General features: G+C 68.5%; 25 protein-coding genes and 3 pseudogenes. 9 read left to right on the top strand and 19 right to left on the bottom strand.

The genetic code is table 11. The features are described 5' to 3' along the window. Window positions 1-129: 129 nt before the first annotated feature. A complete protein-coding gene (locus tag ACWD3C_RS12270) occupies window positions 130-918 on the bottom strand; it encodes a hypothetical protein (protein ID WP_451142835.1) in 789 nt (262 codons plus the stop codon). 37 nt (window positions 919-955) lie between these two features. Beyond that, window positions 956-1,717: a hypothetical protein gene (locus ACWD3C_RS12265; RefSeq protein WP_451142833.1), complete on the bottom strand. Its 762-nt coding sequence runs from the start codon at window positions 1,715-1,717 to the stop codon at window positions 956-958. A gap of 198 nt (window positions 1,718-1,915) precedes the next feature. On the opposite strand from ACWD3C_RS12265, the gene ACWD3C_RS12260 reads away from it, so the two are divergent. The 4 genes and pseudogenes from ACWD3C_RS12260 (at window position 1,916) to ACWD3C_RS12245 (ending at window position 7,318) form a co-directional block, all read left to right on the top strand. Further along, the gene (locus ACWD3C_RS12260) at window positions 1,916-2,671 is read left to right on the top strand and encodes an SDR family NAD(P)-dependent oxidoreductase (protein WP_451142831.1); all 756 of its coding nucleotides are present in this window, start codon (window positions 1,916-1,918) and stop codon (window positions 2,669-2,671) included. Between the two features lie 132 nt (window positions 2,672-2,803). Then, on the top strand, window positions 2,804-3,922 hold the full coding sequence (locus ACWD3C_RS12255) for an LLM class flavin-dependent oxidoreductase (protein WP_451142829.1): 1,119 nt from the start codon (window positions 2,804-2,806) through the stop codon (window positions 3,920-3,922). Between the two features lie 128 nt (window positions 3,923-4,050). Beyond that, window positions 4,051-5,775 (top strand): annotated as a pseudogene (locus tag ACWD3C_RS12250) (N-acyl-D-amino-acid deacylase family protein); the annotation flags it as partial. A gap of 91 nt (window positions 5,776-5,866) precedes the next feature. Continuing rightward, entirely contained in the window at window positions 5,867-7,318 is a 1,452-nt protein-coding gene (locus tag ACWD3C_RS12245; RefSeq protein WP_451142827.1) for an aldehyde dehydrogenase family protein, read from the top strand. Window positions 7,319-7,429: 111 nt separating this feature from the next. Here the strand turns inward: ACWD3C_RS12245 and ACWD3C_RS12240 are convergent, their stop codons facing one another. The 15 genes and pseudogenes from ACWD3C_RS12240 to ACWD3C_RS12170 all read right to left on the bottom strand — a co-directional run bounded on the left by ACWD3C_RS12240 (window position 7,430) and on the right by ACWD3C_RS12170 (window position 14,687). After that, the gene (locus ACWD3C_RS12240; protein WP_451142825.1) at window positions 7,430-7,843 is read right to left on the bottom strand and encodes a hypothetical protein; all 414 of its coding nucleotides are present in this window, start codon (window positions 7,841-7,843) and stop codon (window positions 7,430-7,432) included. Window positions 7,844-7,916: 73 nt separating this feature from the next. After that, window positions 7,917-8,678 (bottom strand): SAM-dependent methyltransferase, encoded by a 762-nt coding sequence (locus tag ACWD3C_RS12235; RefSeq protein WP_451142823.1) that lies wholly within the window; start codon window positions 8,676-8,678, stop codon window positions 7,917-7,919. A 12-nt stretch (window positions 8,679-8,690) separates the two neighbouring features. Further along, window positions 8,691-9,194 (bottom strand): N-acetyltransferase family protein, encoded by a 504-nt coding sequence (locus ACWD3C_RS12230; protein WP_451142821.1) that lies wholly within the window; start codon window positions 9,192-9,194, stop codon window positions 8,691-8,693. Between the two features lie 63 nt (window positions 9,195-9,257). Next, window positions 9,258-9,425: pseudogene (locus ACWD3C_RS12225) on the bottom strand (oxidoreductase); the annotation flags it as partial. An 8-nt stretch (window positions 9,426-9,433) separates the two neighbouring features. Continuing rightward, a complete protein-coding gene (locus ACWD3C_RS12220; RefSeq protein WP_451142819.1) occupies window positions 9,434-9,580 on the bottom strand; it encodes a hypothetical protein in 147 nt (48 codons plus the stop codon). Then, window positions 9,557-9,706, bottom strand: a pseudogene (locus tag ACWD3C_RS12215) (aldo/keto reductase); the annotation flags it as partial. The gene ACWD3C_RS12220 and the pseudogene ACWD3C_RS12215, both read right to left, overlap by 24 nt. Before the next feature lie 111 nt (window positions 9,707-9,817). After that, window positions 9,818-10,117, bottom strand: coding sequence for a type II toxin-antitoxin system PemK/MazF family toxin (locus ACWD3C_RS12210; protein WP_451142818.1), 300 nt, complete (start codon window positions 10,115-10,117; stop codon window positions 9,818-9,820). Further along, entirely contained in the window at window positions 10,114-10,344 is a 231-nt protein-coding gene (locus tag ACWD3C_RS12205) for a hypothetical protein (RefSeq protein WP_451142816.1), read from the bottom strand. The genes ACWD3C_RS12210 and ACWD3C_RS12205 overlap by 4 nt, the downstream gene beginning before the upstream one ends. A 185-nt stretch (window positions 10,345-10,529) precedes the next feature. Then, the gene (locus ACWD3C_RS12200; protein WP_451142814.1) at window positions 10,530-10,997 is read right to left on the bottom strand and encodes a hypothetical protein; all 468 of its coding nucleotides are present in this window, start codon (window positions 10,995-10,997) and stop codon (window positions 10,530-10,532) included. Window positions 10,998-11,082: 85 nt separating this feature from the next. Further along, window positions 11,083-11,307, bottom strand: a complete 225-nt coding sequence (locus ACWD3C_RS12195; protein ID WP_451142812.1) for a DUF397 domain-containing protein — start codon at window positions 11,305-11,307, stop codon at window positions 11,083-11,085. A 561-nt stretch (window positions 11,308-11,868) separates the two neighbouring features. Continuing rightward, window positions 11,869-12,717, bottom strand: a complete 849-nt coding sequence (locus tag ACWD3C_RS12190; RefSeq protein ID WP_451142810.1) for a helix-turn-helix domain-containing protein — start codon at window positions 12,715-12,717, stop codon at window positions 11,869-11,871. 27 nt (window positions 12,718-12,744) lie between these two features. Then, entirely contained in the window at window positions 12,745-13,275 is a 531-nt protein-coding gene (locus tag ACWD3C_RS12185; RefSeq protein ID WP_451142808.1) for a DUF6879 family protein, read from the bottom strand. Beyond that, a complete protein-coding gene (locus ACWD3C_RS12180; RefSeq protein ID WP_451142806.1) occupies window positions 13,250-13,507 on the bottom strand; it encodes a hypothetical protein in 258 nt (85 codons plus the stop codon). The genes ACWD3C_RS12185 and ACWD3C_RS12180 overlap by 26 nt, the downstream gene beginning before the upstream one ends. Before the next feature lie 129 nt (window positions 13,508-13,636). Further along, a complete protein-coding gene (locus ACWD3C_RS12175; RefSeq protein ID WP_451142804.1) occupies window positions 13,637-13,825 on the bottom strand; it encodes a DUF397 domain-containing protein in 189 nt (62 codons plus the stop codon). A gap of 10 nt (window positions 13,826-13,835) precedes the next feature. Continuing rightward, window positions 13,836-14,687, bottom strand: coding sequence for a helix-turn-helix domain-containing protein (locus tag ACWD3C_RS12170; protein WP_451142802.1), 852 nt, complete (start codon window positions 14,685-14,687; stop codon window positions 13,836-13,838). Window positions 14,688-14,932: 245 nt separating this feature from the next. Here ACWD3C_RS12170 and ACWD3C_RS12165 point away from each other — a divergent pair, with 245 nt between their 5' ends. Together ACWD3C_RS12165 and ACWD3C_RS12160 are read left to right on the top strand one after the other, a co-directional pair. Further along, a complete protein-coding gene (locus tag ACWD3C_RS12165; RefSeq protein ID WP_451142800.1) occupies window positions 14,933-15,406 on the top strand; it encodes an ATP-binding protein in 474 nt (157 codons plus the stop codon). 248 nt (window positions 15,407-15,654) lie between these two features. Then, the gene (locus ACWD3C_RS12160) at window positions 15,655-16,509 is read left to right on the top strand and encodes a calcium-binding protein (protein ID WP_451142798.1); all 855 of its coding nucleotides are present in this window, start codon (window positions 15,655-15,657) and stop codon (window positions 16,507-16,509) included. A gap of 114 nt (window positions 16,510-16,623) precedes the next feature. Here ACWD3C_RS12160 and ACWD3C_RS12155 read toward each other — a convergent pair whose 3' ends face one another. Further along, on the bottom strand, window positions 16,624-18,159 hold the full coding sequence (locus ACWD3C_RS12155; RefSeq protein WP_451142796.1) for a pectate lyase family protein: 1,536 nt from the start codon (window positions 18,157-18,159) through the stop codon (window positions 16,624-16,626). A gap of 452 nt (window positions 18,160-18,611) precedes the next feature. Between ACWD3C_RS12155 and ACWD3C_RS12150 the strand changes: the two genes are divergently transcribed. Both ACWD3C_RS12150 and ACWD3C_RS12145 read left to right on the top strand, forming a co-directional pair. Next, window positions 18,612-19,586, top strand: coding sequence for an SMP-30/gluconolactonase/LRE family protein (locus tag ACWD3C_RS12150; RefSeq protein WP_451142794.1), 975 nt, complete (start codon window positions 18,612-18,614; stop codon window positions 19,584-19,586). Between the two features lie 101 nt (window positions 19,587-19,687). Next, a complete protein-coding gene (locus ACWD3C_RS12145) occupies window positions 19,688-20,404 on the top strand; it encodes a bleomycin resistance protein (protein ID WP_451142792.1) in 717 nt (238 codons plus the stop codon). On the opposite strand, the gene ACWD3C_RS12140 is transcribed toward ACWD3C_RS12145, so the two are convergent. Next, the gene (locus ACWD3C_RS12140; protein ID WP_451142790.1) at window positions 20,401-21,264 is read right to left on the bottom strand and encodes an endonuclease/exonuclease/phosphatase family protein; all 864 of its coding nucleotides are present in this window, start codon (window positions 21,262-21,264) and stop codon (window positions 20,401-20,403) included. The genes ACWD3C_RS12145 and ACWD3C_RS12140 overlap by 4 nt on opposite strands. Before the next feature lie 104 nt (window positions 21,265-21,368). Here ACWD3C_RS12140 and ACWD3C_RS12135 point away from each other — a divergent pair, with 104 nt between their 5' ends. Continuing rightward, on the top strand, window positions 21,369-21,764 hold the full coding sequence (locus ACWD3C_RS12135; protein WP_451142788.1) for a nitroreductase family deazaflavin-dependent oxidoreductase: 396 nt from the start codon (window positions 21,369-21,371) through the stop codon (window positions 21,762-21,764). Window positions 21,765-21,857: the final 93 nt, after the last annotated feature.

Genomic DNA, 21,857 nt, shown 5'->3' with positions numbered 1-21,857 from the left:
TCGGCTTCTGGTGAGTGGTCCCTGATCATCTTGATTCGCAGAAGGAAAGACCCCCGCGGAACCGCGGGGGCCAGTCGAGTATTCCGTGCGCCTCGTCTTTTCTGTCGCTGCTTCCTGCTTGCTTCTCTTCTACGAAGACGTCTCTGGCAGCGGGACTTCGACGTCGACGACGTTCTCCCCGCCTTCTTCGAATCCGGGCTCGATGCGGAGGCTGTTCCCGTCGTTGAGGATTGCGTCGGCCTGCGGCGTCCCGCACTTGACGTTGCGCAGCCAGAGGCGGCCGTCAGGGGTTCCGTTCTTGAGGAGCTGCGGGTAGAAGACGTGGACGTCCGTGGATCCCTCACTGGGGGAGAAGAACACCTTCTGGCCGTCTTGCTCTTCCTTGTAGGTGGCCTTGAGGTATCCACTCACGTCGACGCGCTTGTGTGACCACATGAAGAAGCCGATGTGGTCGGGCAGCAGCGCGCCCCTCAGGGTTTGGGTGAAGCCGGTCGTCGTGTCGTCGCGCTTGATGTTGATGTCCTGTTCGCTGAACTGGATGCCCACTTCGAACATCGAGCTCGCCAGCATGGCGCCGCCGGTGAAGACGGAACCCTCCTCCGTCTGCATGATCCTGGTCACCTGGCCGCTGACGCTGAAGGCCTTCGTCTGCGAAGTGTCGCTTCCGCAGTTGGTGTCCGGTTTGGACACCCGCTCATTGGGGCCGAAACTGTTCTTCTGGTTCTGGACGGGGATGAACTCACAGTTCTCCAGCCGGTCCGAGTCGCTCTTGCAGTCGGCGTCCACCTCGCTGGGAGTGGCCGCGCCCGCGTTGGCCATGAGGGGAACCGCCACTGCGAGGGCGGCCACCGGGGCCAGGATGAGGGTGAGGCGCTTCTTCTTGCTGCGGTGGCTGCCGCTGCGGCCTGCGCGTGTCATGGTGTGTCTCCTTTACGGATCGTGGGGGTCCGCGGGCCTAGCAGTCCTTGAGCTTGGTCTCGATCAGGCCGTCCGGGGTCCCGGGCGCGCCCGCGGCCCCCGGAAGGATGACGGGACCCTCGACGACCTCTTCCGCCTCGAAGATCTGCTCGGGGACGGCATTGAGGACGGTCGTCGCCGGCTTGGCGTCGATCTTCACGACCCATTTGCCCGTCATGCGCTGCATCTTGGGCGTGAACTCCACAAAGAGCACCTTGCCCTCAGGTATCGGCCTGTTTATCGTCTCGCTGGCGGTTACCGTCCTGATGGTCATGTCCAGCGTTGCCCTGTGACTCACCCAGGCGCCGGTCAAGGCTCCGAAAAGTCCGCCTGCGGCGCCTTGCTGCGTCGCCTTGTACTTGCCTTGGCCCTGAGCCACAGATGCGGTCCATGACCCATCGGCTACCGCCTCGGGGTTGACGTCCGGGGGGCAGTTCGGGAAGTCGATCGTGACCTTCTCCGTGGGCCCGTTGAATTCCTCGTGATCCGTCTCGACGAAGTCACAGCTGTCGGCCTCGAAACCGGGGCCGCCAACCCCCCCGCCGCCAAAATCCGAGGTGTTCTGCGGTTTGCCCTCGAGCACCCTGGCCCTTTCACACATCCTCATGATTTCCTCGGGCCCCGAGACCGTCCTTCGTGTCTCCGGCTCCGCGGCGTCCGCCGACGGCAGCAGCACGATGGCGGCGGCCGCTCCACTCGTGATCGCCGTGCCGATCGCCACGAACCGGACCTTCTTGTTCTTGAAGCGCCGCTTGGCCATGCTCGGCTCCCTCCTTGGGGGGTGGCTTTATTCTTCGGTTGAGGATTATTGGGGCCCTGTGAGCGTCGCCGACAGAGTCAAATATCCCTACTCCTCAGTCACTTCGGGTTGCGCTCGCAAGCAGTCTCCCCACACCTGATGCTCCGTCAGATTCAGCGGTACGCTGACCTTGGCCAACGCACCGCGAAGGGAGTCCCCATGGGCAAGCTCGACGGACGTGTCGTCCTCGTCACAGGCGCCGCGCGCGGTCAGGGTGAGCAGGAGGCCCGGCTGTTCAGGGCGGAAGGGGCCGAGGTCGTGGTCGCCGACGTCCTCGACGACCGGGCTGAGGCCCTCGCCAAGGAGATCGGTGCGCTGTACGTCCACCTCGACGTGAGCCAGGAGGCCGACTGGCACTCCGCCGTCGCCGCCGCCAAGGGCGCGTACGGCCGCATCGACGGCCTCGTCAACAACGCCGGCATCCTGCGCTTCAACACCCTCGTCGACACCCCCCTCGACGAGTTCATGCAGGTCGTACGGGTCAACCAGGTCGGCGTCTTCCTCGGCATCAAGACCGTGGCCCCCGAGATCGAGGCGGCCGGCGGCGGCACCGTCGTCAACACCGCCTCGTACGCGGGGCTCACCGGCATGGCGTACGTCGGCGCGTACAGCGCGACCAAGCACGCGATCGTCGGCCTCACGCGGGTCGCCGCGCTGGAGCTGGCGTCGAAGGGCGTCCGCGTCAACGCCGTGTGTCCGGGCGCCGTCGACACGCCCATGACCAATCCCGGCGCCGACGTCGAAGCGGGGGCCGTCGACGGGCTGTACCGCAAGCTCGTGCCGCTGGGCCGGATCGGCAGGCCGGAGGAGGTGGCCCGGCTGGTGCTGTTCCTCACCTCCGACGACTCCGCCTACATCACCGGGCAGCCGTTCGTGATCGACGGGGGCTGGCTGGCGGGCGTGAACGTGCTCTGACGGGCGGCGAGTGTCTTCTCCTTCTTCGTCTGACGGTACGTCAGCTATTGACGCTCCACGGGGCCGGTGGAACAGTCGGCCCTAGAAATCTGACGCACTGTCAGAAACAGACTCTGGGGACGGTGAACCTCCTTGGAATTCGGGCTCTTTGTACAGGGATACGTGGGCAAGCGGGCCGAGAGCGACCCGCTCGCGGAGCACAAGGCGCTGATGGAGGAGACCGAGTACGTCATCCAGGCGGACAAGTCCGGCTTCAAGTACGCCTGGGCGTCCGAGCACCACTTCCTGGAGGAGTACTCGCACCTCTCCGCCAACGATGTGTTCCTGGGGTACCTGGCGCACGCGACGGAGCGCATCCACCTCGGCTCGGGGATCTTCAACCCGCTCGCCCAGGTCAACCATCCGGTCAAGGTCGCCGAGAAGGTCGCCATGCTCGACCATCTCACCGGCAACCGCTTCGAGTTCGGCAGCGGGCGGGGCGCGGGCAGCCACGAGATCCTCGGCTTTCTCCCCGGCATCACCGACATGAACTACACCAAGGAGATCTGGGAAGAGACCATCGCCGAGTTCCCGAAGATGTGGCTCCAGGACGAGTACACCGGGTTCCAGGGCAAGCACTGGTCGCTCCCGCCGCGCAAGGTCCTGCCCAAGCCGTACGGCAAGTCGCACCCGGCGATGTGGTACGCCGCCGGATCGCCGCCCTCGTACGCCATGGCCGCGAAGAAGGGCCTCGGTGTGCTGGGCTTCAGCGTCCAGAAGGTCTCCGACATGGAGTGGGTGCTGGAGCAGTACAAGACGGCCGTTGTGGACGCCGAGCCGATCGGTGACTTCGTCAACGACAACGTGATGGTGACGACGACCGCCGTGTGCGCGCCGACGCACGAGGAGGCGGTACGGATCGCCGCCGGCGGAGGGCTGCACTATCTGCCGTCGCTCGTCTTCCGGTACCACGACACGTTCCCGCGGCCCGAGGGCTTCCCGGAGTGGCCCGAGACCCTGCCCGAGTACACCGAGGAGATCATCGAACTCCTCATCGCCGAGGAGCTGTTGATCTGCGGGGACCCGGACGAGGTGCTCACGCAGTGCAAGCGGTGGGAGCAGGCGGGGGCCGATCAGCTGAGCTTCGGGCTGCCGGTGGGGATCTCGCGGGAGGACACGTTGCAGACGATCCGGTTGATCGGGGAGCACGTGATTCCGAAGGTCGATACGGATCCTGTGCATCGGACTTCGCGGTTCCGGGGGGCGGTCTGAGGCTCGTTGGCGGCTGCGGGTTTGTCCGTGGTTGCTCGCGCCCACGCGGCGGAGCCGCATATCGACACAGCCCCGCGCCCCTTTAAGGGCACTCACCTCAACCCACGGTTAGAAAGGGGTGTTTCTCCGTGCTCGACCATCTGATCAAAGGCGCTACCGTCGTGGACGGCACCGGCGCGCCCTCGTACACCGCTGACGTCGGTATACGGGACGGACGTATCGCCGTGATCGGTGCAGTGGACGAACCGTCCCGTACGACGGAGGACGCGGCCGGGCTGGTCCTCGCGCCCGGGTTCGTCGATCCGCACACGCACTACGACGCCCAGTTGTTCTGGGACCCGTACGCGACCCCGTCCCTGAACCACGGGGTGACGACGGTCGCGGCGGGCAACTGCGGTTTCACGCTGGCGCCGCTGAACCCGGGGCGCCCGGAGGACGCGGACTACACGCGGCGGATGATGTCCAAGGTCGAGGGCATGTCGCTGGTGGCGCTGGAGGAGGGGGCGCCCTGGAGCTGGCACGGCTTCGGGGAGTATCTGGACGCCCTGGAGGGCCGTATCGCGGTCAACGCGGGCTTCATGGTCGGGCATTGCGCGCTGCGGCGGTATGTGATGGGGCCGGACGCGGTGGGCGGGCAGCCGAGTGAGGAGCAACTGGCTGCCATGCTGCGGCTGTTCCACGAGGCGATGAACGCCGGGGCCTGGGGCTTCTCGACCACGCAGTCGTCCACGCACTCGGACGGCGACGGCAAGCCGGTGGCCTCCCGGCATGCGAAACCGGCGGAGCTGCTGGCGCTTTCGCGTGCGGTCGGGGACCACGAGGGTACGCAGATCGAGGCGATCGTGGCCGGCTGCCTGGACCAGTTCAGCGACGACGAGATCGACCTCTTCGTGGAGATGAGCGCGGCCGCGGGCAGGCCCCTCAACTGGAACGTCCTGACCATCGACGCGGCGGTCCCCGAACGCGTACCGAGGCAGCTGCTGGCGAGTGAGCGGGCGAGGAAGGCCGGGGGGCGGATCGTGGCGCTGACCATGCCGATCCTCACGCCGATGAACATGTCGCTGGGCACCTTCTGCGCGCTCAACCTGATCCCGGGCTGGGGCCCGGTCCTCGGCCTGCCCGTACCGGAGAGGATCGCGCGACTCCGCGACCCGGAGGTCCGGGCCGAGATGCTGCGGCACGCCGGGTCCAAGGAGGCGGGCGTCTTCCGGCGGCTGACGAACTTCGGGCGGTACGTCATCGGGGACACGTACAGCGCGGCGAACGAGGGCCTGAGCGGGCGGGTGGTGCGGGACATCGCCGCCGAGCGCGGCCAGGAGCCCTTCGAGGCCCTCGTGGAGATCTGCGCGGCCGACGACCTCCGTACGGTCCTGTGGCCCATGCCCACCGACAACGACCCCGACTCCTGGGCCCTGCGCGCCGAGACCTGGCGTCACGAGGACGTGCTGCTGGGCGGCTCGGACGCGGGCGCCCATCTGGACCGGATGTGCGGAGCCCCGTACACCACCCGCTTCCTCGGGGACTGCCTGCGCGGCCGCAAGCTGGTGCCGCTGGAGCGGGCGGTGCAGATGCTGACGGACGACCCGGCCCGGCTGTTCGGGCTGCGGGAGAGGGGCCGTGTCCGGGAAGGGTGGCACGCGGACCTCGTCCTCTTCGACCCCGCACGCATCGACGCGGGTACGGCGAACCTGGTGCACGACCTGCCCGGCGACAGCCCACGGCTCGACTCCAAGGCCATCGGGGTACGGGCGGTGTGGGTCAACGGGGTCGAGGCGATCCGGGACGACACGGTGAGCGGGGCCGTACCGGGCCGGGTGCTGCGGTCGGGGCGGGACACGGCGACGGTGAGCACGCTGCAGTCTCCCGGGGGACAACCCCCGGACCCCCGGCCGGAAAAGCAGGTCGGCCACGGACTCCGGCGTGATGAGGTCAGGTGACTCCGTGATGCCCGACAGGCAGCGGCTGTTCATCGGCGGTTCGTGGGTCGAGCCCGACGGCGGGTACTACGAGGTGACCGACCCGGCGACCGAGGGAACCGTCGGGTGGGCGCCGGAGGCCTCGCGGGATCAGGTGCACGCGGCCGCCGCCGCGGCCCGCGAGGCCTTCGGGCCGTGGTCGCACACCCGGCCGGAGGAGCGGGCGGCGATTCTGGGCCGTACCGCCGAGATCATCCAGCGCCACTTCCAGCCGTACGCCGAACTCGCCCAGGCCGAGACGGGCGCCACGACCGGCACGGCGCGCGGGATGCAGGTGGGCGTCGGGGCCGCCCGTTTCGCGCGGTACGCCAAGGTGGAGCCCGCCGAGTGGGCCGTGCCGCCCCAGATCAACGAGGCGGGCCCCTTCGGCAGGGCGGCCGTCATGGGCGCCCTTGCCGTACGCCAGCCGGTGGGCGTGGTCACGTGCATCACCTCGTACAACAACCCCTGGGCCAACCCGGCGGGCAAGATCGCCCCGGCGCTGGCGATGGGCAACACGGTGGTGGTGAAACCGGCCCCGCAGGACCCCTTGTCGGTCTACCGCATGGCGGAGGCACTGGAGGCGGCGGGGGCGCCTCCGGGGGTGGTGAATGTGGTGAGCGGGGCGGGGCCGTCGGTGGGTGAGGCGGCGGTGGATTCGGCTGATGTGGACATGGTGAGCTTCACCGGTTCGACGGCCGTCGGGCAGCGCATCGCCGAGGTGTGCGGGCGGGGCATGAAACGGCAGTTGATGGAGCTGGGCGGGAAGGGAGCGGCGGTCGTCTTCGACGACGCGGATGTGGAGTCGGCCGTACGAGGCATAGGGACGACGTTCTCCTTCTACAGCGGCCAGATCTGTACGGCACCGACGCGGGTGATCGCGCAGACGGGTGTGTACGACCGAGTGGTCGAGCAACTGGCGCTGTACGCCCGCCACTTGAAGGTCGGCGATCCTCGGCGCCCGGACACCGTCGTCGGCCCCGTCATCTCCTCCGCCCACCGGGACCGCGTGGAGTCGTACGTCGAACTGGGCCGCAAGGAAGGCGCGCGGGTGGTGACGGGCGGCGAACGACCGCGACTCGACCGCGGTTTCTACGTCTCTCCGGCCGTACTCGCCGACTGCACCCCCGACATGAGGGTGGTCCGCGAGGAGATCTTCGGCCCGGTGGTCGTGGTCCTCCCCTTCGAGGACGAGGAGGAAGCGGTGGCGCTGGCGAACGACAGCGACTACGGCCTCATCGACTACGTCTGGTCGGGCGACGTGGCCCGCGCGTTCCGCGTCGCGCGGCGGTTGCGGGCCGGGGGAGTCGGGGTCAACACGGTCGGCCGCAACATGGAGGCGCCGTTCGGGGGCTTCAAGAAGAGCGGGGTGGGGCGCGACGTCGGCTCGTACGCGCTGCACGCGTACAGCGAGGTGCAGGCGATCGTGTGGCCGGGGTGACCGCGCTCCGGGGCATGGCGCTGTGGGATACGGGGTGAGCCGGGTGCGGGCCCGCGCGGTGGCGGTCGCCCGGCACCCGGCGCTCCTCTTGCCGTCTACGGGTCTTGCCGTTTACGGACGGATCCAGACCTTCCGGGCAGTGTTGCCGCGGACGTCCCTGATCGTGAACTTGACGCCGTTCATGGTGCAGCGCAGCGGCGCGGTCCCTCCGCAGGTCAGCTCGAAGCCGTTGCCGTAGGCCTTGACCTTTATGTTGTTCCGGCTGATCTGCGGGAAGGTGACGCGTTTGATCCAGAACCTGTGGGCCCTGAACCCTTCACCCTTGTTGATGCGGACGGAGCAGTCCAGGTCGGCGCACTTCTTCAGGCGCGGGGGATAACGGATGGCCTGCGTGTCCGCCGCCGCCGCGTTCGCCGTAACGCCTGTCACGGCCAGCGCGAGAGCGGCCGCGGCCACGGCTGTCCTGCGGGAGCGAGCGGCTGCGCGCCTGGTCGCTCCGGCCTTCGTTTTCGTGGTGTGTCCCATACGGCGGTTGTACCGGACCCTCTCCGGGAGGGGTCCCGAGCGCCCGCACACTCCTCGTCGGCCAGCATGGTGATCAGCCCAGGTGCTCCGGGGTCCGCCGCAGGAGGAGCGTGACGAAGCCGAGGGTGCGGCGGTAGCCGTGGAGCCAGGTGGCGCGGTGTTCGGCGGCGGCCTTGAGGGCCTGGGGGCTGTCCGGGTCGGCCTGGTTGTCCAGGGCCCAGCGGGAGAGGGTTCCGGTCCAGGACCACTCGTAGTCGTCCCACTCCTCCTCGGCGCTGACGTACCCGTACACCGGCGTCCACCCCGCCCCGGTGACCCGGTCGACGGTCGTGGCGAGGTCGACGAGCTCGTTGGCCTCGAAACCGGCGTCCAGCGTCCGCTGGTTGGGCTCCCGCTCCCAGAACCCCTCCCCGACGAGCACGCTGCCGCCGGGGGCGAGGTGCCTTTGGGCCGCGTCGAGCGTGGGGAGCAGCCCTCCGAAGGCGTGCGTGGCCCCGATGCTCAGCACCAGGTCGAAGGGCTCCTCGGCGGCGAACGTGCCGGCATCCTGGGCGTGCAGGGTGATCCGGTCACCGAGGCCGCGCGCCGCGATGCCCTGCCTCGCCCTGTCGACGGTCCCGACATCGAGCTCGACCCCGGCTGCCTGCAGTCCGGGCCGCCCCTCCAACGCCCGTATGAGCCAGGCGGCTTCGCCGCAGCCGAGGTCGAGTATCCGCCCACTGCCGCCGTCCCCCGGCACGGCCCGGTCGAGGAGGCGGGTGACGGAGGCGTCGCTGAGGGGCGCGGCGATGGGGTGGTCGGCGTGGGCGAGGGCGCTGAGGCGTCTGCGGTTCATAGGGGCAGGGTGTCAGGCGGGGGTGGGGGTGTCCTCCGGATTTCCGGCGCGGGGGGCGCCGCCCCGAAGCCGGACACCGGGGCACAGGTAGAAGAGTTCGGGATCACCTTCGTCCAGGCCGTGCACCATGCCGACCGGGGACCAGCCCGCGCGTTGCAGCAGGCGTTGCGTCGGGTGGTTGGAGAGGTTGGTGGAGGTGAAGAGCTTGGGAGTGGTGCACGTGGTCTCGACGGCCTTGAGGAGGTGGGCGCCCACGCCTCGTCGACGTGCCGCGGGCGCGACCATCAGCATGGTGACGAAGCCCTGCTCGAAGAAGGTGTACTCCAGCACGCTGTAGCCCAGGTGGCCTGAGGCATCCTCCGCGACGAGAACCGACCCGCGTTCCAGCCAGTGCCGGATACTCGCGCGCCGCGCCCGGTCGCCCGCCACCGCGACAGAGTCGATCCCGGCCAACGCGGCCAGGTCCGACCCGTCCGCGCGGCGCACCACCAGCCCACCGGAGTTCGTGTCAGTCATGGGCACGCATCGTGGCAGACGTATCGCCCCGGGCCATTGCCCACCCGGGTGAAGTGCGCCACGTCACCGCCGGGCCGAGTCCGTGACGACCCTGATGTTGAACGTGGGGGTTCCCAGGCCGCCGGCGATGCCGCTGAAGAGCAGGGCGAAGTGCTCCTGCCCGCGGGCGGTGGTGATACCGCCGATGTCCAGCTGCGAGGACGGTGGCCATCCGAGGTCGCCGAGCAGCCGGACAGGTTCTAAGGCGTGGCCTGGGCGAGCGGGCGGCCGATGAGGGAGTCGAGGATGTCACGGGCGGCGATCAGGTCGTCGATCGCTGTGTTGATGCGGCGACGCTCCTGCGCCAGGCCGTCGATGAGTTCGGTGCTGCCACCGAAAGGGCTCATCCCCCACACCTCGCCGCCGCCCAGGTCCCAGGCCCTGGTGAGAGCTTTCGCGGCATCCAGCGTTCTGGCTCCGACAAGCAAGTCGGCGCGGACCATGAGGACCGAGGGCCTCGGCGTGGATTCCTCAGCGCTGCACGCGTACAGCGAGGTGCAGCCGATCGTGTGGCCGGGGTGACGTGGGCCTCAATGCGGTCCGAGGATGCCCGGGGTGCCCACGTCCTACACGTCCTACACGTCTTACAGGTCGAAGACGGCCCGGAGTCCGATCTCGACCGCCTCCATCACGCGGTCGTCCACCGGTCCCAGGTCTTCGTCGAAGCGAGGGGCGGACAGCGTGCGGAACTCGCCCAGCACGATGGTGCCTGACGAGGGGGTACTGACCGGAATGTCGACGATGGTCGCCTCGCGCACCTGTTGCGGGTAGATCAGTACGCAGGTGGCGGTCTTGTTCTGTGCGTTGAGGGCGTCCGACGAGATCACCAGGACATGGGCGGGGCCTCCGGCGAAGGACAGCTGGTAGACGTGCCCGCGCTTCACCGGCCCGCCACCCGGCCCCAGCGCTCCAAGGTCGCGTCCTCGCTCTCGGTGGGCTCCGCCGCAGTGGCCACGATCCCGGCTTCGGCACGTACCCGCGCCGAGCGTTCCAGCTGCTCGGCGAGCATTTGTCGGCGCAGTATCCGGGCCGTGTACGCGGAAGCGTTGCCCTTGGCCTTCACGAAGGCGGCCACGTCATCGGGGAGGCTCATCGTCATGTTGATCGTCATGCGGTCATCATACGGATCCTCGTGGCACTTGTCATAGTACGGGTGACCAGCGCAGGTGCTCCGGGGCCCGCCGCAGGAGGAGCGTGACGAAGCCGAGGGTGTGGCCGCCCGATGACCTTGGCGGCCAGCACGGTGCCCAGGCCAGCCCGGCAGGGTCGTCAGCGTGGTGCGGGCCGGGCAGGTGATCATCGCTCTGGACACCCCAGTTCAGGCATTCGACGGTTCGGGGAACACGTCACCACGGCCAGGGACAGATACGAGGGGCGTTCGAGGTACAAGCCGAACGACACGTCACCTCCCCACCCCAGCCGCTCGGCGGCGGAGTCGGTCAGGAACGCCAGGTGGGCGGTGTCACGATCCGTTTCGGAGGCGAACCGTGGCGCGTACTCGGCCAGCCGTTCCCCGAGCCATGCGGCCGCTTCCTTCGGCTCGTCCCACGTCCCCCGGACCAGCGCTTGGGGTTTGATCAGCCAGTAGGCCGTCTCCAGCGGGGGCAGATCGACGACCGGGAATTCCGCAGCCACCTCGCGGTACCGCTGGATCAGCTCCGGCTTGCTTCCGGCCGGTGGCGGGTCGGGGTGCGGGGGCCGTCGTAGGGCCTCGTTGTCGAAGCGCTGCTTCGGGCCGGTCCACAGGTAGCCGTGGTGGTGCACCAGTCGTTCCCGTTCGGTGTCGAAGATCGGGGGGCTGGTCCCGACTCCGTGTACGGGAACCGGGACCAGTCGGAGAGGAGGAGGATCAGACCGGCAGGCCGAATCGCGCCGGGTCGATACCCGCCGCGTCCAGTTCCTCCGTGGTGAACCGCAGCGGCTGTGCGTCCGGCCGCTTGCTGTCACCGAGGGCCCAGGCGCCGTCGCCGATCCGGGCCAGGGCCACGCACCCCTCGGTGCAGGGGCCGCCGCACGCCTTGACGAACGAGGCCCCGTCGATGTCGAGCGCGTACAGGTCACTTCCGTCCAGCATCACTGCACCTTCCTGCTCAACTGATCGCGGCCATGACTGACCGCCGCCGCCCGTGTTAGGCGGGAGTTCAGGGGGAGGCAACTGCCTCAGCGGTTGGGCCTACCGCGTCCCGCACACCGCGGGCACTGGCACGGCGGCCATTCCGAGGTGACCAGGGGAGCCAGGCCCTCGGACGCGAAGACCGGCCGCTCGGGTCCCCAGGTCTGCCCGGAGTCATGAGAGACACGCATCGTCATCAACGGCCGGTCGGCAAAGAGCCCGGATTCCTGCGTCCCGCTCATGAGCGGTGTGCCTCGGTCTGGTGCTGACGCAGTTCCACGTTCGCGTCAGAAACGGCGCTGTAGTCGCCTCTGGAGCGCGCGTTCTCCCGGGCAACCGCGAGGGACAGACAGGCGGAACAGCCGGAGATGACAGAAGGCTCGGCCGGTACCTCAGCCAGGTTGTATCCCTGCGGTTTCTGCGTCACCACGCGTGGCCTCCCCGGCTGGTCTGCTGTCGATGCAACGACCGTATGGAGTCCGAAGTTGCCGGTCCACGTTCTTGCATGAAATTGCACGTGGATTACCCGAGAGAGTTAATTGCCTCGGTGATCAGGGCACGCGCGGCTGAGCCGTGAACGGCGATCTTCGACAGTTCGGCGAAGGCTTTGGCGTACACGGCGATTTCGCTGGGGGCCGAGACGTTGACCGCAGCCGTGAGCAGTTCGACACTCGCTTGTCGATCGTCGAACAGGTAGAAGGCTTCCAGGGGCCACACGCGTCGTTGGGCAGTGAAGGGGATCACTCCCAGACTGACGTTCGGGAGAGCCATGACCGCGAGCAGGTAACCGAGTTGGCCCGCCATGGTCGCTGCGTCGCCGATGCGGTAGCGGAGCACCGTTTCCTCCATCAGCAAGGCGAACCGGTGATCGCCCTCATGGAGTACACGCGAGCGCTCGACGCGGGAGGCCGCAGCCGTCGCTGAGTCGTCCGGGGTGCCCTGGAAAGCGGCGATAGTGGACAGCAGGGCTGTCGCGTACGCCTCGGTCTGGAGCATCCCGGGGACGACATTCGAGCAGTACACGCGGAAGTGACGGGTGCCTGCGTACAGGGGGACGACTTCCTCCTGTGCTCTGCGCATCCCGTGACGGTGGAGCTTCTTCCAGTGCACGTACATCTGATCGGCCTGGCGGTTGGCTGCGATCAGATCCGCTGTTTGGTCCTTGGCCCCGCACGCTGTGCACCATGCGCGGATGTCGGCATCGGAAGCGGGCGTTTTCGCCCGCTCGATGCGTGATGATTTGGCTGGGCTCCAGCCACATCGAAGCGCCAGCTCGTGTCCGGTCAGCTCGGCGTCTCTGCGTAGCTCCCCGAGTCGCGCTGCGAGGACTTCCCGGGCGGCCTGGGCGCTGGACGATGGGGACACGGACATGGATGGGCTCTTCAGTGCTTTGCTGGGTCAGACCGAGTACTTCTCGTGTGGGACACCGCGCTCCCAGACGGCTTCGAACGCGGTTGACGCCAGTCGCACCACGGCGGGTTCGGTACGAACCTCCCAGCCGGGCTCCGACCAGTTACCTTCACCCGTGAAGTGGTTGAAGAGCACGGTTTCTTCGTCGAACACCCAGCAATCGTTGCCGGGCAGCGCGATGTCCGACGCCTGACGCCTGGGAAGCCAGCGGACCTGCTCCCCGGCGTGGAGGTTGACCGCGGTGCCGGCATGTTCGTACCGGATGTAGTCGGTGACCGGTTCCGAAACGATGCGTGCCCGGCGGACGACCACACCACGGGCTACCGTGCGCCGAATCAAATCAACCCAAGGTGTCCAGTAGTCAGATGTGGGGTCCACGTCGCGCCGTCCTGCGCGCTTCCAGTTCTCGAAGTCCTCGGTCTCGTCGCCGACGCCGTACGAGTCACGCATCTCCAGGTGCACAGCCGAGTACTTGGCTGCTGCCAGCAACTCGTCAAAGCCGGGTTCGTTCTGCGACATCGCACGCCTCCCTGAGCATAGGCACCATACGGGCCGGAATCCGGATCACGGCTTCGTGTGAGGGGATTCCTGTCGTGTGTCCGGGCACCTCGAACGCCGCGCACTCCGCCTCAAGCCTCTCGTCCGGCTTCCAGCCCTGGAGCACCAGTTCTCCCTTCTTCTCGTCCACCCACACGGTGGGGGAGCCCTGCTGCCCGGTATCTGGATCAATCCCGATGAACCGTAGTGCCATGACTGCCTCCGGTGTCGAGCGGCTTACGTCAACTTGCACGAGCTTCGCCGTACAGAGTCGGGATCGTCAAGGGCGCAGGGGCGCACCAGCGCATGTAGAGCGCTGGAGTCTGCGACGTGGGCAGGGGCGTCAGTAGCGGTCTGCCCTCTGCTTCAGTGAGTGGAGGAAGGCGCGGAACACTTCCGGCGCGGCGGTGAGTATGGCTTGGGTGGGGTCGGCGCTTTCAGTGACGTCGATCGTCTCGGGGCCGACGGATATGTGGACGCAGGCGTCGCCTTCCTGGCAGTAGGAGGACTTCTGCCAACTGAGCGTGTGCATACGGGCTCCTTTACAGGTCTTGGGCGATGGACTGAATCAGGTCCCGGGACTTCTCGGGGCTGAGGGCGGTGGCCTCCACGATGTCGAGGAGGCGCCGGTACTTCTCCAGGAGGGCTTCGGCGTCGAGCATTACAGGGCCGTGAAACTGGTCGAGTTGGGCCGTGTCCAGCTGAGGGACCACGCCGACCAGATAGTTGATGGACTGGCCTGATCCTGGGAACGCGCCCACGTCGAAGGGGAGTACGCGGATCGTGATGTGTTCCTGCTCGCTCATGTCGAGCAGGTGTTGGAGCTGAGCGCGAGCCACGGTCCTGCCGCCGACGCGCATGCGCAGGGCCGCCTCGTGGACGACAGTGCGGTACGGGGTCGGGGATGCCCCGTAGAGCACGCCCTGCCGTTTCACACGGTGCGAGGCGCGATGCTCGACCTCGGGTGGCATGGGTGGGGGGATTACGTGGCGGAAGATCTCGCGTGCGTGGTCGGCGGTTTGAAGCAGCCCGGGCATGTGCGAGGTGTACGCGGTCCGGATGGCAGTGGCGTGATGTTCCAGTTCGGCGAGGTCGAGCAGCCCTGAGGGCAGTACATCGCGGTACGACTCCCACCATCCGAACGTCTTGTCGGTTGCCATATCGACCAGGGATTCAATGAACGCCTGGTCGGCGCAGGAATAGATGCGGGCCAGCGCCCTGATGCGGTCGGGACTTACTCCGAACCGGGCCGACTCCACATTGCTGAGCTGTCCTTGGCTGGTCCCGAGCGCCCGCGCTGCCTCCGTCGCTGTCATGCCCGCGCGTTCGCGCAGCTTACGCAGCTCCACGGCCAGTCGAAGGCGTCTGGCTGTCATGGAAGGCCGTGCGGGCATGTGAACTCCTCTTGGGCACATGTTCAGTTAGTGCGTCACTCACATGAGGGATTATCGCGGAAGCCATTCGCTATCTGGCAAATGTCATTTGCGCGTGGTCTACCTTCGTACTCAGGCGCCCCGCCCAGAAGCGCCCCGCTCGACGGAGCGGCGACGGCCACTGGGCACCGCACGACACCGGCATCGAAACCGAAACCGCCACCTCAGCGACACCACCCAACTCCCCTCTGTGATCGGAGACTTCCATGGCAACCGTATCCCCGTCCTGGAACTACACCCTGCACCTTCCCCGCGATCCTCGGTCCCCCGGCGTCGCCCGCGCCACCCTCCGGGCCATCCTCGACGCCCGTGACCTGGTCGAATTCGCCCCCGCCGCCGAGCTGCTGGCCTCCGAGCTGCTCACCAACGCGCACCAGCACACCGAGGGCCCGTACTCCCTCCGCGTCCTCGACCGGGCGGGACGGCTCTGTGTGGCGGTGAGGGACACGGACCCCAGGGTTCCGCCCGGCTTCGAGGAGGGCGCCCCCGTCGTCGTACTGCCGGAAGACGCCGAGCGCGGCCGCGGCCTGCACCTCGTACGGGCCTGCGCGGACGCGTGGGGCGCGTCGGCGCTGCGGGAGCTGGGCGCGTCCAAGGGCGGGAAGCTGTTGTGGGCCGAGTGCGGGGCGGTGCCGGAGAGTCGGAACGCGGTCCGCGGGGCTCGGGTCGTGGGGAAATAAGGCGCTTTCCGGTACAACCCCCGCCATCGGTCCGCTGTCTAAAAGGGTGACCGAAGCAACAACCATCCGGTGGACGACTCCTGCCGTACTGCCCGCGCCGCCCGTGCCGTCGCCGTGCCAACGGCGGTGGCGACGGCGACGGCACTCACCGGCACCTTCTCCGCCGGTTCCGATCGTCACTGTCGTCACTGTTGTCAGTGTCGTCACGGTCGTCACTGATCCGCTTCTCCATGAAGGGTTGCTTTCGCATGCGCATCCGCATCCGCAGATTCACCGCCGTCACGGCCACCGCCGCCCTCGCCCTCGGCGGAGCCTTACTCGCGGTGCCCGCCGCCCAGGCGGCAACGACGAGCCCGGCCTCCGTCGTCCACGAGGACAGTGAGCTCTGGTACAAGGCCGCCGCAGGGCAGGCGAACCGCCTGGCGATCTCCGCGGAGGTCGAGGTGAGGGGCGACTTCGAGGAGTACTACGTCCTCACCTTCAGCGACGTGGTCGACATCGCCATCGGGCCGAACGCGGCCGCCTGGGACGACTGCGTCCACCCGTCGGAGGCCGATCACACCGTCGTCCAGTGCGCCGTCGAGATCCCCTTGGGCTCCGACGACTCGGACATCTACGACGTCCACCTCGGCGACGGCGACGACACCGCGACGATGGACGCGGACAACACCGCGTACGCCTCGATCTACGGCGGAGCCGGGAACGACGTCCTCGTGGGCAGCGCCTGGAGTGTGCTCTACGGCGGCTCCGGCAACGACCGTATCCGCGGCGGTGGCGGTGTCTGGGGCCTCGGCTCCTTCGGCGGCCCCGGCAACGACACCCTGATCTGCCGGTCCGCGTGCCATGGCGGAACGGGCGACGACAAGCTGTCCGGCGGCACCGAGGGGATCGAGAACACCATGTACGGGGACGCCGGCAACGACAAGCTGTACGGCTGGGCCGGCAACGACGTCCTCTATGGCGGCAAGGGTCACGACAAGCTGTACGGCGGCAAGGGCAACGACACGCTCTGGGGCAACAGCGGCAACGACGTGCTGTACGGCGGTCCGGGCGCGGACGCCCTCTCCGGCGGTCCGGGTCGCGACAAGGTCTTCCAGGACTGAGCCCCCGGCGTAGGGGTTCCAGGGGTTCGCGTCTCCGCCGCATGGGAAGGCGCGGACGCCGTCCGGCGGGTCCGAGGGTGCCGGGCCCGCCGGACGGCTGGGACCGTGCGGCCGTTATCCGGCGTAGGTCTCGAACTCGGCGACCTGTGGGGTGCCGCTGGAACCGGTGATCTCGAAGGTGATCTTGCGCAGTGAGACCTGGGGGAAGCTGATGACGCCCGCGCCGCTGCCGGAGGTCAGGACGGCGCCGGTGTCGTGGTTGACGACCCGCCAGGACCCGATGGTGCCCGCGGTGCCCGATGTCTCGCGGATGTTGATCGCGGACACCGAGGTGGCGGAGTCCCACTTGATCGAGACGGAACCGGTCGAGCCGGTCGGCGACCAGTAGGTGCTCATGTCGCCGTCCCGCACGTTGCCGTAGCTCGTGCCGGAGGCCTTGCTGGATCCGTCGGAGCCGGCCCCGATGCTGAGGTTGGTCCCGCCGGGCTGGGACGGCGGGTCGGTCGGTGTGGGCGTGGGGTCGGTCGGTGTCGGTGTCTGCGGCGAGCAGTTGCCGTCCGACTCCCGCAGCCCCTTGTTGGCGCCCGCCGTCGCGCTGACGACGCTCGGCACGCAGCCGGCCGCGTCGAGACTGTAGGAGTACGGGATGCTGACGGTGGTGTTGGACTGCGGGTCGGGACCGGCCGGGTTGTTGTCGCCGCCGGGGCTGGACCACCTCACGTTGTCGAAGATGTTGCCGCTGACCTGCCAGTAGCCGGCCTCGCTGGTGTAGAAGGTGCCGAGGACGTCCTTGGAGTCCTTGAAGTAGTTGTTGTCCACCTTGGCGCGGGCCCCGGCGCGGGAGTTGATGCCGGAGTCGTTGAGCCTCACGTAGTGGTTGTTGTACATGTGGGCTATGCCGCCACGCAGCAGGGGTGCGCGGGAGTCGATGTTCTCGTACAGGTTGTGGTGGTACGTGATGAAGCCGTTCGAGCGGTCGCTCTCACTCGATCCGACGAGGCCACCACGGCCGGAGTTGCGCAGGATGCTGTAGGACAGGGTCACGTACTGGGTGTTGTTCTTCAGGTCGAAGAGGCCGTCGAAGCCCTCCGACTCCCCGCCCGACGCCTCCAGGGTCGTGTGGTCCACCCAGACGTTGCGGACGTTGCTCTCCATGCCGATGGCGTCACCGCCGTTGGAGGTGGGCGAGCCCGACTTCTTGACGTTCCGGATGGTCACGTTCTGGATGATGATGTTGCTGGCCGCGCGGATGTGGATGCCCAGCTGGTCGAAGACGGCTCCGCTGCCGACCCCGACGATGGTGACGTTGCTGATCTCCTTGAGCTCGATCACGCTGTCGGCGGTGTTGCAACTGTCGCCCGACACCTTGCTGGTGTTGCCGTGGTTGATGGTCCCCTCGACCTGGATGGTGATCGGGGTGCTGCTGCTCGCCCGGTTGCACAGCGCCGCGTGGATCGCGGTTCCCGTGGTGGCCCGTACCGTCTGCCCGCCGGCTCCGCCGGTGGTGCCGCCGTTCTGGGTGGCGTAGCCGGTGGCGCTGCCGGTCGCGGCCGATGCCTGGGGCATCGACAGAACCGTGCCGGTCGCGGCGGCCGCGAGGGCCATCGTGGCCAGCGTCGCGTGGAGCCGTGTTGCTCGTGGTCGTCTCATCCTCGCTCTGCCCTTTCGTCGTTGAACGCAGGTCGTGCTGCGTGCCGTTGTCGTTCGGGCGGACCGTCGGGGTGTCGACCTGTTGGGGGAGGTCGTCGTTCGGTCCGATGCGGGTGCTCTTCGGGGGGTGCCGTGACCGTGCAGCCTGTTCAAAATCATGAACAGGCTTTGGTTATCTGAACTGCGACGCAGAGGGTGCGCAGGATCTGCGACGGCTCCCCGAGTTGGGAAAGCGCTTTCTTTCGGGAGAGTAGGGTGGCGCCCGTGAAGCGGCAAGGTTTTGCACAGTTATGGAACTAGCTATTCCGATTCATGTGTGTGAATAGCGGAGGTGGAAACCGTCAGAACCGCACTGTCAGAACCGTCATGGAACCGACAGCGGGCAGACAGCCAACAGACAGCGGAGCGAGAGTTGACTGGCCTCCCCCATCCCTTCAAGGAGGCGCTGAACCGTGACCCCGAACCCGCATCCCCACCCCAGTCCCCGCCCCCAGCCCTCTCGTCGCACCGTGCTCGGCGGTGCCGCGTTAGCCGCGTTCACCGTGGCGGCGGCCGGTGCCGGTGCGGCGAACGCGGCGTCCGTCGCCCGGACGAAGGCGACCTGGCCGACCGAGTTCCCGCTGCCCGACGGCTGGCTCCCCGAGGGCATCACCATCGGCAGAAAGCCGTACGCGTACATGGGCTCGCGCGCCAACGGCGCCGTCTACCGCACCGACCTGCGCACCGGCGAGGGCAAGGTCCTCCACGCGGGCGCCACCGGCCTGGCGTCCATCGGCCTGAAGCTGGACGGCGACGGCCTGCTCTACGTCGCCGGCGGGGGCGGAGGCACCGCGCGGATCATCGACTCCCGCACCGGCGAGCTCGTCACGACGTACCAACTCACGGACAGCGCCGCCCCCTTCATCAACGATGTCGTCCTGTTCCGCGACCGCGCCTGGTTCACCGACTCCCGCGACGCGGTCCTCTACGGGGTGCCGCGCGGCCGTGACGGTGACGTCCGTGCGCTGCCGCTCACCGGCGAGTGGGTACAGACGCCCGGCGCGTTCGGCGCCAACGGCCTCGTCGCCACCCCCGACGGGCGCGGCCTGATCGTCGTCAGCGCTGGGCAGTTGTACAACGTGAGCCTCAGGACCGGGTACGCCACCACGATCACCCTGACGGGCGCGGAGGACGTCGCCAACGGTGACGGGCTCGTCCGCGTGGGCCGCACCCTGTACGTCGTACAGAACCGTATGAACCTCGTCAGCGTGTGGCGCCTCGACGCCAAGGCCACCACCGCCAGCCTGCACACCACGATCACCGACCCGCGCTTCGACGTGCCCGCGACCGCCGCCCGCTACGGCAACCGCCTCTACCTCGTCAACGCCCGCTTCACCAGCCCGCAGACGCCGGAGACGACGTTCAAGGCCGTTGCCGTGTCCATCTGAGGAACGGTTCGGCGCCGACTCCAACCGTGCCCCCGTGCCCCCGTGCTCCGACTCCACCCGTGCCCTTCCCCACCCTAGTCAAAGTTGACTAGGGTGGGTGCATGTGCGAGAAGACCATTCCGATCCTTCCCTGCCGGACCCTCCAACCCGTCCTCGACTTCTACACCGCTCTCGGCTTCGAGGTGACCTTCCAGCAGAAGAGCCCGAATCCGTACGCGGTCGTCGAACGCGGCGGCATCCAGCTCCACTTCTTCGGCATGAAGAATTACGAGCCGGCCGAGTCCTACAGCACCTGCTCCGTCCTGACCGATGACGTCGACGGGCTCCACGCGGCCTTCCGCGGCGGGCTCAAGGAGGCGTACGGCCGGGTCCCGACCCGTGGGCTGCCGCGCATCGGACCGCTGCGGGACATGTCGTACGGCGTACGGCAGTTCCTGATGACCGACCCGGGCGGCAACTGCATCCGCGTCGGGCAGCCGACCAGCGAGGACCAGCACCACCGGCCCGCCCCGAAGGAGACCTTCGCCCGGGCCCTGCACCACGCCACCCTCTTCGCCTACGCCAAGGAGGATCCGGCAGCCGCCGCCCAGGTCCTCGACCGCGTGCTGCGCACCCGGAGCGAGGATGCCCCCAGGCCCACGCCCACCCAGCTGCTGCGCCTCCTCGTCCTGCGCGCGGACGTCGCCGGGCGCCTCGGGGAGGAGGACACGGCGAGGTCCGCGCTCGCCGAGGCCGAGGTCGCTGCCGTACAACTCACCGGCACCGAAACGGAGTTGGTGCGACACGACCTCGAACAGCTGGCGGAGTTGCGGGATTAGCCGGGCAGGTCCCCGGCCGCCGCAAGGTCGGCCACGACCGCGATGTGGTCGGACGGCCATACCCCGCCGCCATCGCCACCGCCACCGACGCCGCCCACAGGACCGTCGCCCGCGAGTCGTACGGCGCGGACGTGGCCGAGTCCGCCCGGGCCGGGCGGGCCCACGTGGATGTAGTCGACCCGGACGTTCGGCCCGAAGGTCGCCGCCACGTACGGGTTCGCCCTGTCCCACGTCGCCCACGGGGCCGCCGGGCCGGCGTACTCCCAGGCGTCGAAGAAGACCTGGCCGGGGGCGGCGGGGGCGGTCCTGTACCCGCCGAACAGCCGGACCTCGTCGGAGTCCGGCCACGCGTTGAAGTCCCCGGTGATGACGGGCGGGAAGCCGGTCCCGCCCCGGTGCTCCGCGACGAACTCGGCGAGGGCGGTGACCTGTTGGCAGCGCAGGGCGGAGGCGCCGGTGGCCGAGGTCAGGTGGGTGGTGAAGAAGGGCACGGGGTGGCCGGGCGCGTCCAGGCGGGCGTACAGGGCGAGCCGTCCGCCGTCTCCCTCCGACCCCAGGGCGGGCAACGGCTTCACCGCCCGTTCCAGGACGGGCCAGCGGCTCAGTACGGCGTTGCCGATGCCGGTGGTGGTGTCGCCGACCCGCCGCTGCCAGTACGCGGCGTCGTCCGAGGCGGCCCAGGTCCAGTGCATGCCGAGTTCGTCGGCCAGCCACCGCGCGAGGTTCTCCCCGCCCTGCTCCCACACCTCCTGCAGTCCCACGACATCGGGGCGCAGCTCGCGCAGCACGGCGAGGAGCGCCTTCTGCCGCTCCTCCCAGGGACCGAACCGCCACCACACGTTCCACGTCACGAACCGCATCGCCCGCCCTGTTCGCTCTGTTCGCCGCCGGACCAGGGGACCATTGAAGCAACAGCCGTTCCTGAACGGGCATGGACCAGGCAAGGGACAGGAGACCCACACTGATGTCACGCGACGCCGACCGTAAACACAGAGCCGTCACGACCTTCCAGCGCCACGTCCTCAACCCCGTTCTGCGCCGCCTCCCGCTCCAGACCGTCCTGGAGACCACGGGCCGCAAATCGGGGCTGCCCCGGAGGACGCCGGTGGGAGGGCGTCGGATCGGGGACTCGTTCTGGCTGGTCTCCGAGTTCGGGGAGAAGTCCCAGTACGTGCGCAACATCCAGGCGAACCCCGCCGTCCGCGTCCGCATCGGCGGCCGGTGGCACACCGGCACGGCCCACCTCCTCCCGGACGACGACCCGCGGGCCCGGCTCCGTTCCCTGCCGCGCATGAACAGCGCGGCCATTCGGGCGGTGGGGACCAACCTCCTGACGGTGCGGGTGGATCTGGCGGACTGACCGGGTCGGGGGACACAGCCGTCGACGGCAGGGCCGCGCGGCAGGTCCAGTAGCACTCTGTGACGACCCGCGGTGCGCCCCGATACGCCACGC

Source organism: Streptomyces sp. NPDC002845 (assembly GCF_053591955.1).
This window is presented reverse-complemented; position numbering and strand designations above follow the sequence as displayed.